Consider the following 12,694-nt stretch of genomic DNA (forward strand, 5'->3'; position numbering starts at 1 on the left):
TCTACAAGCTATAGCACAACAAAGCACCCTGGCTCGCAGGGTGCTTTGTTGTATAGAGTAGATGCCAGGATCGCTGTCAGGAATGACGTACCCTGCTTAACTCTGCTCACTCGGTATGGTTAGTTACACACGCAGCCACTGCGAGAGCTTGTCTGCGGTGAGCAGATTGCCGACATAGAAGTCCCCGAAGTCCCCGTAGCGCGCGCTCACTTCGTCAAAGCGCATCTCATAGACGAGCTTCTTGAATTGCAGCGCATCGTCAGCGAACAGCGTTACGCCCCACTCCCAATTATCGAAGCCGACCGAGCCGGTAATGATCTGCTTCACCTTGCCCGCATAAGAGCGGCCGATCATGCCATGGCTGCGCATCATAGTGCGGCGTTCTTCCATCGTAAGCATATACCAGTTATCAGCGCCATCGCGCCGCTTGTTCATCGGGTAGAAGCAGATATGCGCTGCTTTCGGCAGAATCGGCTTCAGTCGCGCCACCACCTCCGGGTTGTCCATCGGATTGCCTCCAGAGCCGGAAGCCAGGTAGTTGCTCAGCTCAACAACGCTAACATAGGAATAGACAGGATGTGTGAACTGGGCAATTGTTGACTTGTTGAAGGCGGTCTCCAGCTCGCTGAGCTCCTCCAGCGTCTCGCGCAGATGCATGAAGACGAAGTCGGCCTTCTGCCCTACGATGCTGTACACAGCCGTGCTCCCTTGCTTTTCCTGCTCGGTGGCGGCCCAACTGTTCAGGAATTGATGGAGCTCCTGCTCAGCGACGGCGCGTGTTTCCTCCGAGGCCAGTCTCCATGCCTCCCAGTTGATGGTGCGAAAATCATGAAGGGCATACCAGCCCTCTAATGTTTGTGCTGCTTCACTCATTGCATTCGCTCCCTTAACTATCTATAGTATGCTAACATTGTAGCGTATTCATGGAAATAAGAGCAAATGGCTTTCCTGTGACAATCGCCAAGCTATCAATTGACTTGCGGCTCTCCTTTTAATAAACTACATTATAGTAGCAAAATTTGTGCCAAGGTTTTGGGAAAGGGGAAGCCTCCATGCTCCAGATGATTATTGCCATGCTGCTGTTTTTTGTCATGATGTTCGGCATCGGCTTTATATTGAATATGCTTATGAAGACGACCTGGTTCCCGGTCTATCTGTTCCTGATCGTGCTGCTGCCGGTCGGCATCTACTATACATGGAACGACTCCATGGGATTTGTGGATAACCTGACCGCGTATACCTATGTCGACATTGCCCCGGCAATTACGGCTCTGATCGGGGCGTTGGTGAGCGGATACACGATTCGCGCACTGCGTCGCGGCGGCTACAAGATGTTCTAATCGGTGCAGCTAGGCTAGCGTGCTTGATAGCAGCATGTACGGTAAGGAACCACTGGCTTAAGTGAACTGCTCCCCCAATGTTAGTTGAGTCTGACAAAGGGGGCAATTCGCTTCTGGCTGGTGGTTTTTTGTTCATATCCCCTGTTTAAGTCTGCGATTGGTTGGTTTTTCTTTGGGCGAGCGCATCGAAAGGGCAGCCCATTTATGATAAACTAGATGGAAGGTGCATTGACAGAACGGATGAAGCAGGCAGCAAGGTCAAGAGGAAGAGAAAGAGGTGATGTGGTTGCGGATCGGCAATATACATGAGTTTACGGAGCATCACCGTTATTACATATATCGGGATTTTACGCTGGGCAGCATGAATATGAAGGTGCTTCAACTGATCTATCAGCCGATGGTGGGCGCAGTGGCGATCGGGCTCTATCAACTGCTCTATCATCAGGTGCCAGGGGAGCAGGTGGGGTATTCAGGATTGGAGCCGCAGCGCAGATTATTCCTCGGACTCGGGCTGGAGATGAACGAAGCCGGGCGCAGGCATCTGGCGCTCCAGGCCTCGAAGCTGGAGGCGGTTGGCCTGATGCAGACCTCGCGGCTGGCGCTGCCGCATGGCGAGGATGTGATCTATGAATACGAGCTGACAGCACCGCTCGGGCCAGAGGAGTTCTTCGAGAATCAGCATCTGGCGATGTACCTGCGGGACAAGATTGGCAAGTATGCGCTGATCTCGCTGCGGCAGCAATTTTTCGCACGCGAGCCGGATGAGCTGGCCTCCGCGCAACTGGAGAAGGAGAACATCTCGGTGCCGTTCTATGAGCTGTTCTCGCTCAATACGCAGGCGGTGGACAACGAGCTCGAGCAGGCGCTGTCCGAGGTCGCATCTACAAGGCCGAGCAGCACGCCGCCGCAGAGGGAGCATACCGCTACCGCAGGTATCCAGTACGGTGAGATTATATTGCGCTTTCCGCGCCATTCGGCAAATCGGCCTCATGTGGAACGGCTGCGCGGCGATGAGCGGCAGTTGGCTCGACTGAATTATGTCGCGTACAAGTTCAACCTGAGTGTGGTCGATCTGTGCCGACTGCTGGATGAGGACGGCATCTTCTCACGGTCGGGCGAGCTGATGGAGGAGGAGCTCCAGCTTCGCGCCAATCAGCTCTACCGTCAGGAGCGCAAGCGCGATGATGAGCGGAAGCGCAAGCTGGTCAAGATAACCGGGGCAGCAGCACAGGGCACAGACGCCGAAGAGGACGAGCTGCCACAGGAATATGCCGTGCTCGCGGAGGACTGGCTTGAGGTGCCGGTTCAACTGGCGGGACGCTGTGATAAGGCGCAATACAATATGCTGATGCGCAACGAGCCCTATACCCGTTTTCTGGCCCGGTTCTTCCCCGGCGCTATACCGGATTGGGTGGAGCGTGTGTTCGAGCGGATCGATATGAATTACAAGCTGCCGGAGGCTGTCATTAATGTGCTGATCCACTATGTGCTTGGCGCTGCTGACGAATCGCAGCGGGTAAGCAAAAGCTTCATCGATGCGGTGGCTGGCAATATGCTGGTCAAGCAGGTGGACACCTTTGAGAAGGCGGTCAGCTATGTGAGGGAGCAGAGCAAGGTGGAGGAGCGCCGCAAGCAGACCAGCCAGCGGACAGGCGCACCAGGGCGAGCTGGAGCGGGACGAGGCAGCCGTGGCAGCAGTCGCAAGCCGAGCCTCCCGATTATCGAGGATGTGCCGTCTGGCTCAGCAGCAACGCCGGAGGAGCTGGAGGAAATATTGAGGCTGGCCCGCAAGCTGGATGGCAAGAGGGAATAGGGGGTAGAGGATGATGGAATCGCTGAGCGATGTGCTCAAGCAATGGCATACAGGCAAGCAGATGAGAGGGCGCGCCAAGGAATTGCAGGATGAGCTGCTCGCGCATCCGCTCGTCGTCAAGCTGCAGCATAAATACCCTGAGCTGAATGAAGAGCTGATCCGGCTTAATCTGAACCGGGTCTATCAGTATACGAAGGAGCATGCGAATTGCTCGGACTGTCCGGGGCTGGAGCGCTGCCCCAATGACTTTGAAGGCCATTATACGATGCTGTCTGTCCAATCAGACAGCGACTTCCCGCAGTTGGTCGACCGCAAGGTGCCGTGCAAGAAGTTTCTGGCCAACCAGAGCGAGCGGCAGATTCGCAGCCGGGTCAAGAGCTTCTATGTGGACGAGCTGGCGCTCTCACGCGGCTACTCTGCGGAGGAGATTACCTTCAAGGATCTGGAGCGAGTGAAGGCGGTCAGACAGATTATGGAGTATATCGAGCAGACCCGACATGAGGGATTGCAGACTCGGGGGCTGTATCTGGCGGGCAAATTCGGCACCGGAAAAACGTTCTTGATGTGCTACATGCTCTATGAGCTCGCCAAGGCGGGCTACTCCGGGGTGATCGTCTACGTTCCTGAGTTTGTGGAGGATCTCAAGTCAATGTTCTCCGAGCCGCAGAAGCTCAAGGAGACGATTGAGCTGATGAAGTCCACCGACCTGCTCGTATTTGACGACATCGGCGCAGAGAATTTGAACCCATGGGTGCGCGATCATGTGATGGGAACGATCTTGAATTATCGCATGAATCGCAAGCCGACCTTCTACACCTCCAATCACGATCTGGACATGCTGGAGAAGCATTTCAGCTTTACGAGCAAGGACGGGGATGAGGCGCACAAGGGGCAGCGGCTGATGGATCGTGTTCGTCCGTTTGTCGATTATGTCGTGGTGAGCGGCGAGAACAAGCGCGGCAAGAGTTAAGATTCAGTGAGGGAACGCCCATTGCAGGTCAGCCAGCCATGTTCTAGGCTGTGTCCACCAGACTATAGGCAAAGAATCGCGCCATCCCCGGTCTCCAGCGAGCTGCAGGCCAGGGATGGCGCGATCTGTTGCAGGGCGATATAGCCGCTGCCTGGCCTTGACCAGGGTGTGTATGCAAACTCCGCAAGGAGCAAATGTTGCAGCGGCGTGCTAAGGATACAGATCATGCAAGGCCGCCAGCAACTGTGGACGGAGGCGCACATCCGGCCATAGCGCTTGTAATGTCGCTTGCGCCTCCTGCACCGTCGATGCGCCGCCAAGCCGGATGAGCGTCCCGATGGCGATACATCCGGTGCGGCTGCGCTCCTCGGAGCAATGAATGCCGATGCGATAGCCGCCTTCCGTAAGCTCGCAGATCCAGTCCACCGTCTCCTGAATAATCGTCTGCTGATGCTCCCCATCCTGCTCCAGCGGAATGCGCACATAATGGAGCGGATGCTCCTTGCCGGTAAGCACCTTCTCCGATCGCAAGTCCACAATAACGTGGCAGCCCTCCTTTTCGATCAGGGAGATCGTATCTCCGAGGCTGCCAATCCATACCTTCCCTTGTACAAGCTCCTTGTAGCTGTTAAATGCCGTATTGATCTCTGGCAAGCAGCCATCCCTCCATCGCTTCGCGGTGCATGATGCCGCGCTAGCATGATTTTGCAATGCCCATCATTACAAGTGTATTAATTTCCCTGAGCTTGCATGACCGCAACCTATTAGATTAGGTGATGATTTTAATCAGAAAAATTGAAATTTGTATTGACACTTCCCCCTGAATCCTGCTATTATCCATCCATAACCAACTAAACAGGTAGGGATATTAGATATTACGACCAGAGCAACTGGAGTAACACGGCCCATACAGACCTGATGATGAAGGTAACTAGTGGAGGGGGATTACAATATGAAACACAAGCTATCATTAACAGTACGATTGTTCACAGTTGCTCTGGCGTTGACTCTGGTCGTCACAGGTTGCGGCTCCGGCGGGGGCAATGGCAAAGGGGAGGGGGCAGCCTCGGCATCCACAGGTAAAGGTGCTTCCAATCAGCCAGCCGACGCGAGTCGTCCGGTCAAGCTGCTGAACGTATCCTACGATCCGACTCGGGAGCTGTATGAGCAATACAACAAAGCCTTCGCCGCCTATTGGAAAGACAAGACGGGACAGGAGGTCACGATCGACCAATCGCATGGCGGCTCAGGCAAGCAGGGGCGTGCGGTTATGGATGGCCTGAAGGCCGATGTGGTGACGCTGGCGCTGGGCTATGACATCGATGCCCTGGTGAAGCCAGGCCTGCTGGACGCAGACTGGCAGCAGCAATTCGAGCACAACAGCTCGCCCTACACCTCGGCAATCGTGTTCCTCGTTCGCAAGGGCAATCCAAAGGGAATTCATGACTGGGATGATCTCTTGAAGGACGGCGTGGAGGTCATTACGCCGAATCCGAAGACATCTGGCGGTGCACGCTGGAATTATCTGGCTGCCTGGGGCTATGCGCTCAAGCATAACAACAATGATGAGGGGAAAGCGTTGGAATTTTTGCAGAAGCTGTTCAAGCATGTACCGGTGCTTGATTCCGGTGCGCGCGGCGCGACGACCACGTTCGTTGAACGCAAAATCGGGGATGTGCTGCTGGCTTGGGAGAACGAGGCGCTGCTCTCGCTCAAGGAGTTCGATGATGGCGAGTTCGAGCTGGTGACGCCTTCCATCAGCATTCTTGCTGAACCTCCGGTGGCAGTTGTCGACAAGACGGTGGATGAGCGGGGCACCCGCGAGGTAGCCGAGGCCTACCTCCAGTATCTGTACAGCGAGGAAGGTCAGGAGCTGGCCGGGAAGAACTTTTATCGTCCAACGCTGCCCGCAGTAGCCGAGAAATACAAGGATCAGTTCAAGGAGCTGGAGCTGCTCCAGATTGACAAGGATTTTGGCGGCTGGAAGGCAGCACAGGAGAAGCACTTTAGCGATGGCGGCACATTTGACCAAATCTATACGCCAGGCTCCTAATCGTGCAGGCTGATACGAAAGGAGCTGACTTCTCATGAAAGGTTCCGTTATGAAGGTTAAGGCCAAAGCGAGCAGTGTGCTGCCAGGGTTTGGAATATCCTTGGGCTTTACCCTATTTTATCTCTGTCTCATGGTCATCATCCCGCTGTCCGCGATCTTCATCAAAACATCGGGCATGCCATGGAGCCAATTCTGGGATACAGTCACCCATCCGCGCGTGCTGGCATCCTACAGGGTCAGCTTCCTGACCGCATTCGCCGCAGCATCGATCAATGTCGTCTTCGGTCTGCTGGTTGCCTGGGTGCTGGTTCGCTACCGTTTCCCTGGCAAGCGAGTCGTCGACAGTTTGATCGATCTGCCCTTTGCGCTGCCGACCGCAGTAGCGGGGATTGCGCTCACAGCCATCTACGCGCCCACTGGCTGGATCGGGAAGTGGCTGGAGCCGCTGGGCATCAAGGTGGCATTTACACCGCTGGGCATTACGATCGCCCTCGTATTCATCGGCTTGCCGTTCGTTGTACGCACAGTGCAGCCTGTATTGCAGGATATGGAGAAGGATACGGAGGAAGCGGCCGTGATGCTTGGAGCGTATCGGCTGCGAACCTTCACCCGCGTCCTGCTGCCGGAGCTGATCCCGCCGCTGCTGACCGGATTTGCGATGGCGTTCGCGCGCGGGCTTGGCGAATACGGCTCGGTTGTCTTCATCTCCGGCAATATGCCGCTCAAGACCGAGATTGCGCCGCTGCTCATCATGACGAAGCTGGAGCAGTACGATTATATGGGGGCGACGGCCATCGCGCTCGTCATGCTGATCATCTCGTTTGTGATGCTGCTTATTATTAATGCGCTGCAATGGTGGTCTGGCCGCCGTGCAGTCGCAGCCTAGAGGAGGGGCTAGCATGGCTGGAGCGATTACCGCCCATCTCGATCATCAGGCGGCTCAGCGGCCACAGCATATTAACGAGTCTGGCCCGGTGAGGATCATCCTGATCAGCGTCGCCTTGCTATTTTTGACGCTCGTCGTGGTGCTGCCGTTGATGACGATCTTTGTGGAGGCGTTCAGGAAGGGCTTCGAGGTCTATCTGGCCTCGATTACGGATAAGGATGCGCTGGCAGCGCTGAGGCTGACGCTGCTGACAGCAGCGATCGCGGTGCCGCTCAACACGATATTCGGCGTAGCGGCAGCGTGGGCGATAACGAAGTTTCAGTTCCGGGGCAAAAATCTGCTCCTGACACTAATTGACCTGCCTTTTGCTATATCGCCTGTCATCTCGGGTCTGATCTTTGTGCTCTTGTTCGGCGCACAGGGCTTCTGGGGGCCTTGGCTTGATGAACGGGGGATTCAGATTATATTCGCCCTGCCGGGAATTGTGCTGGCGACGGTGTTCGTCACCTTCCCGTTCGTGGCGCGGGAGATCATCCCGTTAATGCAGGCGCAAGGGACACAGGAGGAGGAAGCGGCCGCGAGCCTTGGCGCGCGGGGCTGGCAGATATTCTGGCGCATCACGCTGCCTAATATCAAGTGGGGTCTGCTGTACGGGATCATTCTCTGCAACGCGCGGGCGATGGGCGAGTTCGGGGCGGTCTCTGTCGTCTCCGGACATATACGCGGACAGACGAACACATTGCCGCTGCAGGTAGAGATATTGTACAATGAATACCAGTTCGCCGCCGCCTTTGCCGTCGCCTCGCTGCTGCTGCTGCTGGCGTTTGTCACATTGCTCGTCAAATCCTTTGTGGAAGGGCGAAAAATAAATTCCTAGTATTTTGGTGTGAAAAGTGTTATATTGATAAAAAGAACATAACAGCAATCGGACATCGGACATTGTCGAAGGCTACAGTGCTCCGTATCAACCACTGATTTCAAGACATTCTCATTACAAATATAATGAAAGACTACAGGAGGCGGCGTTGCTGCATGGAGAGAACAATTACAATTAAAAGTGGACAATGGAATCTGGCAGCAACGCTGCATTATCCGGAGTTAACGCAGGACAGCCCGTCGCGTCTGCCGATCATCATTATATGCCATGGCTTCGTCGGCAGTCGGATCGGTACAGATCGGTTGTTTGTGAAGGCGGCGCGTACATTCAGCAAGGAAGGGTTCATCGTGCTTCGCTTCGATTATGCCGGCTGCGGCGAGAGCGATGGGGATTACGGCGAGACGGGTCTGGACTCGTTCATCGAACAGACACGCTATGTTCTGGACTACGCGCTCGATATGGACATTGTTGATCCAGAGCGGGTGATTCTGCTGGGACACAGTCTGGGAGGCGCGTCTGCGCTGCTGACAGGTGTCAAGGATAAGCGGGTCAAGACGCTGGTATTGTGGGCGCCAGTCGCTCATCCTTATACAGATATAGTGAAAATTACAGGCCGGGATGTGCATGATCAAGCGATGACACAGGGCGGAGCAGATTACCTGGGCTACACCTTCCGTCCGGTATTCTATGAATCACTGACCAAGCATCAGCCTTTGCGGGATTTGAAGGACTTCGGCGGAGATGTGCTGCTGGTGCATGGCACCTCCGATGATGTCATTCCGGTGGACTATACCTTCTTGTATCAGAAGCTGTTCTGGACTCGCCAGGATGGTCAATGCGACAAAGAGGTGATTCTCCAGGGAGATCATACCTTCTCCTCACAGGCGAGCGTAGCGGTTCTGTTCTCAAGCACGGTCAATTGGCTCAAGGATTTGGAGCGCAAAAAGCGGGATTGGAATGGCTGGGTCATATAAAATTTGTTACACTGAATAGTAAGGAGAGAGGAACCATGCCAAAGCCACTACAGATCGATTCATTGTGGACGGAGAGAATCTCTGATCAATTAAATGGTTTGGAATACGGATCGGTGCTGATCACTGTCCATGATGGAAGAATTGTGCAGATCGATCGTACAGAGCGCAAACGATTTGATCCATACTCAGAATCGCGCCGCGGTGCAGAGCAGCCTGTGAGATCGGTGACATAGCTGCAATGGGCGGAGCATTCAGGAGTACCCTCAGTAGTATCTTCAGGAGTGGGCAGGAACCGATGCAGTACCATTATTAATGAGGCAGGAGTGTGATCAGGGAATGGCCAAGATTGTAATCCTTACAGGGAGCCCATCCAGGAGCTCCAGACTATTCGGCATCGTAGACTATGCGACTCAAGCGCTGGAGCAGGCAGGCTTCGAGGTGTCTGCGATTCATGCAACGGATCTCCCGGCAGAGGATCTGCTGTTCGCGCGGTTCGACAGCCCCGCGATCCAGGGGATCGGAGCGGCAGTCGCTTCTGCGGATGCAGTGATCGTCGCATCGCCGGTCTATAAGGCTTCTTACACGGGATTGTTGAAGGCTGTGCTGGATTTGCTGCCGCAAAAAGGGCTTGTCGGCAAGCCGGTGCTGCCGCTGTTCATCGGCGGGACGATCGCTCATTTCTTGAGCATCGACTACGCCTTGAAGCCGGTGCTGTCTGCGCTGGGCGCGCGTCACTTGCTGACAGGCGTGTTCGCTGTCGATTCGCAGGTGGCGCGCAATGAGCAGGGCGAAGCCGTGCTGAACGAGGAGCTGCGCACCCGTCTGGATGTGGCATTGACAGAATACGCAGAGATTGTGAAGCTGCTTGCTGGCAGGGCGCAGCAGATCGAGAGCGGGAATATCTAATCGCAGTCGCCATAATAGAGTATGGGGCCAGCCACTTGGGCTGGCCTGTTTTTGTTGGTACTGCTTCGCTAACCGCAAATATCAGGGGAAGGGGTTGACTCTTGAGCGGAAGCACTTGATAATGACTAAGAACTAGGACGTCTGAAAACCTTGAACGGATGAATTATTGTTCCAGGAAAGGCGCTTTTGCGAAGGCGTACTGGGGCTACGTCAAGAAAAGGCAACGCAGCATGGGGCGAAAAGGCGGGGAGAGATGCCCCTGAACGTTTTTTTCGACACGCCCTAAATGACGACAAAAGAAGGCATGCGTGTATGGAACGACTCAAGATTGTAGACAGGCCGCTGGTATTGATGCTGGCGGTCACCTTTATTGCATATCAGCTCACTCATTGGACACTGCTCGGCTATGCTGTCGGCTGGCTGGCTCTGGCGGCAATCGGGGTGCTGCTGCGCCATCTGCGTGGAACAGCGCTCTACCTTAGCCTTGTGTTTATGATCGTAGGCACGGTCAGCCTGATACTTCAGCAAGCTCCGCTTGCCGCGTGGCTTCAGGCCGCATCGATGAATGCGACCTTGGTGACGCTGTTTGTCTTTGCACCGTTATTCGGTATCCCGGTTCGGTTGCCGGAATACTATGCTGCACTGGAGCGCTTCTATGAGCGGCGCTTGCGCAGCACGGGGAGTCTGTTGGTGGGCACCCAACTGCTGACACAGCTTCTTGGCGCTTTTATTAATGTGGGTTCTATCCCGGTCGTCTATTATCTTGTCTATGTGAAGCCGCGCGCCCCGGCGTTATCAAGCTTGCTTGCGGCGGCGATGAACAGAGGGTTTGGCGGAGCCATCTTGTGGTCGCCGTATTTTGCAGCGATGACGCTGGTTGCCAGCTCACTGCATGTAAGCTGGTCGGTGCTGCTGCCGCATCTATTAGTTCTGTCGCTGTTGAGCGTGGCTATTAGTCTGCTGGTGGATGCCCCCAAGCTGCGCCAGGCCTCGGACGCGATGCCGCATGTCACCAATGAAGAGGGCTTGCCGCAGTCTGATGCCGATACGATACGGCTCAGCCAGACTCCAGCGCCTCCACTGCCTGCGGAGCGGACCATCGCCGCAGGAGAGGACAAGCCAACAACGTCAGGCTTCCCTCCCGGGCTCGCCGCCTACCTCATACTGGCGATCGGTGTCATCCTGCTGCTGGAGCGGTTGGTGGATTTGCCAATGGTTATCATTACGTGCTTGGCGGCCTCGGTGTTCCCGTTGCTATGGTGTATGCTCAAGCGCGAGCTGCCAACCTTTCGGCAAGGCTTGACGAACCATTTCCGGGTTACCTTGGGTTCGCTGCAGAAGGAGATGACGCTGTTTTTGGCGGCGGGCTTTTTCAGTGGGGCGATTAGCGGCATCGGGTTCGGCCCGGCGATCCCGGAGCTGCTGGGACAACTGCCGCTGCCGGTCGCGTTTTCCTTCTCGTTGCTTACCGTTGCTGCTGTTGGCCTCACCTCGCTCATTGGCCTGCATCCCATCGTTACCGTGACGGTGCTTGTGACGAGTATCGACCCGGCAAGTGTGGGGCTAAACACAGTTTCCTTCGCGATCCTGCTGCTCGGCAGTTGGTCGCTATCCAATCCGGTATCCCCGGCTTCGGCGGTGAATAACCTGCTTGCCGGTCTGCTCAAGCAGCCAGTGTTCCGCTTGACGCGCGCCAATTATCGCTTTGCAGCGGTTATGGCGCTTGCATTGCTGCTCTATGTGCTGCTTGTAGCCATCTGAACAACCGTCCCCGGCCGTTGAGGGTATCCTGCCCTACATCGACCGGGGACGGTTGTTTTCGTTGACAGTCGCCATGCCTTACGGCATGGTGCGGTACGAACGGCCGTATGTGGCCGCCGAATCTTCGTGCTATGCGGCAGCGCTGTCCGCTGTGTCTGCGCGACTGTGTCTGCGCGCCAGCGTCTGTGCGCTGTGTCTGTACGCCAGCGTCTGTGCGCTGTGTCTGTACGCCAGCGTCTGTCCGCTGTGTCTGTACGACTGCGTCTGTGCGCTGTGTCTGTACGCCAGCGTCTGTCCGCTGTGTCTGTACGACTGCGTCTGTGTGCTGCGGCTAGGAGCCCGTGGAACGGTAATGCCGAACTCCGATATTCCATATGAGCAGGCAAGGGAGGATGAAGGCGATGCCAGCGGTCGGTGCAAGCATGTAGAGCCAGCTATCTTCGCCAGACTTGCCTAAGATGTAGAGCAGCGGCACGTAATTGACACAGCCAAACGGGATGACGAAGGTGAAGAAGCGCTTCACCCATGTCTCATAGATATGAAGCGGATACTGTGCCATCTCCCGCCCGCCATCGGTGAAGATGTTGGCGACCTCCAGACCTTGAACAGTCCAGAAGCATAGTGTCGCTGCAAGCATGAAGATTCCGGTAAAGATAAACACGCCGCTCGCGATCATGAAGCCGAGCGTGAGCGCCTTGGGAATCGTCCACGCCATCTCCAGGGAAGACACGGCATAGATGAGTACAAGCACGCTCTGCACGAGCCGTCCGACTCGCGTGAATTCGAAGCTGGAGCCCAGCACCTGCAGCACGGTGCCGCGCGGACGGACGAGCAGCCGGTCGAAGTCGCCTCGCCGGATCAGCCCGGAGAAGCTGTCGAAGCCGCGAGCGAAGCATTCGCTAATGGCAAACGACATATGAATGACGGCAAAGCATAGTGCAACCTCCGGGAAGCTCCAGCCCTTGATCTGGCCGAATCGCTCGAACAGGAAATACACCCCGGCGAAGATGGAAAACGGCACAAGAAATTGGCCTAGCGACAGCAGGAGGAAGGAAGCACGGTATTGTAGTTGTGATTTGAATAAGATAGTCATATATTTCCAATACAGTTGCAT

Annotated in this window: 13 protein-coding genes; 10 read left to right on the plus strand and 3 right to left on the minus strand. The window is 55.6% G+C overall.

What is annotated here, in order from left to right; all coding sequences use genetic code 11:
* Positions 1–123 precede the first annotated feature (123 nt).
* Entirely contained in the window at positions 124–873 is a 750-nt protein-coding gene (gene hemQ / locus ACY1JZ_RS09430) for a hydrogen peroxide-dependent heme synthase (protein ID WP_462628975.1), read from the minus strand.
* 179 nt (positions 874–1,052) lie between these two features.
* Between hemQ and ACY1JZ_RS09435 the strand changes: the two genes are divergently transcribed.
* The 3 genes from ACY1JZ_RS09435 to dnaI all read left to right on the plus strand — a co-directional run bounded on the left by ACY1JZ_RS09435 (position 1,053) and on the right by dnaI (position 4,123).
* Complete coding sequence (locus tag ACY1JZ_RS09435) at positions 1,053–1,340, plus strand: YuiB family protein (RefSeq protein WP_462628976.1); 288 nt, start codon at positions 1,053–1,055, stop codon at positions 1,338–1,340.
* Between the two features lie 286 nt (positions 1,341–1,626).
* Positions 1,627–3,153, plus strand: a complete 1,527-nt coding sequence (locus ACY1JZ_RS09440; protein ID WP_462629067.1) for a replication initiation and membrane attachment family protein — start codon at positions 1,627–1,629, stop codon at positions 3,151–3,153.
* A 13-nt stretch (positions 3,154–3,166) separates the two neighbouring features.
* The gene (dnaI, locus tag ACY1JZ_RS09445) at positions 3,167–4,123 is read left to right on the plus strand and encodes a primosomal protein DnaI (protein ID WP_462629069.1); all 957 of its coding nucleotides are present in this window, start codon (positions 3,167–3,169) and stop codon (positions 4,121–4,123) included.
* 210 nt (positions 4,124–4,333) lie between these two features.
* On the opposite strand, the gene ACY1JZ_RS09450 is transcribed toward dnaI, so the two are convergent.
* On the minus strand, positions 4,334–4,777 hold the full coding sequence (locus ACY1JZ_RS09450; protein ID WP_270165029.1) for a protein-tyrosine phosphatase family protein: 444 nt from the start codon (positions 4,775–4,777) through the stop codon (positions 4,334–4,336).
* Between the two features lie 298 nt (positions 4,778–5,075).
* On the opposite strand from ACY1JZ_RS09450, the gene ACY1JZ_RS09455 reads away from it, so the two are divergent.
* The 7 genes from ACY1JZ_RS09455 to ACY1JZ_RS09485 all read left to right on the plus strand — a co-directional run bounded on the left by ACY1JZ_RS09455 (position 5,076) and on the right by ACY1JZ_RS09485 (position 11,580).
* The gene (locus tag ACY1JZ_RS09455) at positions 5,076–6,176 is read left to right on the plus strand and encodes a sulfate ABC transporter substrate-binding protein (RefSeq protein ID WP_462628977.1); all 1,101 of its coding nucleotides are present in this window, start codon (positions 5,076–5,078) and stop codon (positions 6,174–6,176) included.
* 34 nt (positions 6,177–6,210) lie between these two features.
* Positions 6,211–7,062 (plus strand): sulfate ABC transporter permease subunit CysT, encoded by an 852-nt coding sequence (gene cysT, locus ACY1JZ_RS09460; protein ID WP_462628978.1) that lies wholly within the window; start codon positions 6,211–6,213, stop codon positions 7,060–7,062.
* A gap of 13 nt (positions 7,063–7,075) precedes the next feature.
* Complete coding sequence (gene cysW / locus ACY1JZ_RS09465) at positions 7,076–7,939, plus strand: sulfate ABC transporter permease subunit CysW (protein ID WP_462628979.1); 864 nt, start codon at positions 7,076–7,078, stop codon at positions 7,937–7,939.
* A 155-nt stretch (positions 7,940–8,094) separates the two neighbouring features.
* Entirely contained in the window at positions 8,095–8,913 is an 819-nt protein-coding gene (locus tag ACY1JZ_RS09470; RefSeq protein WP_270165021.1) for an alpha/beta hydrolase, read from the plus strand.
* Between the two features lie 35 nt (positions 8,914–8,948).
* Positions 8,949–9,146 carry a YezD family protein gene (locus tag ACY1JZ_RS09475; RefSeq protein WP_462628980.1) on the plus strand — a complete coding sequence of 66 codons (198 nt, stop codon included), beginning with the start codon at positions 8,949–8,951 and terminating at the stop codon, positions 9,144–9,146.
* A 103-nt stretch (positions 9,147–9,249) separates the two neighbouring features.
* On the plus strand, positions 9,250–9,819 hold the full coding sequence (gene ssuE / locus ACY1JZ_RS09480; protein WP_270165018.1) for an NADPH-dependent FMN reductase: 570 nt from the start codon (positions 9,250–9,252) through the stop codon (positions 9,817–9,819).
* Positions 9,820–10,131: 312 nt separating this feature from the next.
* Complete coding sequence (locus tag ACY1JZ_RS09485) at positions 10,132–11,580, plus strand: hypothetical protein (protein WP_462628981.1); 1,449 nt, start codon at positions 10,132–10,134, stop codon at positions 11,578–11,580.
* A 331-nt stretch (positions 11,581–11,911) separates the two neighbouring features.
* Here the strand turns inward: ACY1JZ_RS09485 and ACY1JZ_RS09490 are convergent, their stop codons facing one another.
* Positions 11,912–12,694, minus strand: coding sequence for an ABC transporter permease (locus ACY1JZ_RS09490; RefSeq protein ID WP_462628982.1), 783 nt, complete (start codon positions 12,692–12,694; stop codon positions 11,912–11,914).

The sequence above is a fragment of the Paenibacillus sp. J5 genome (assembly GCF_054955055.1).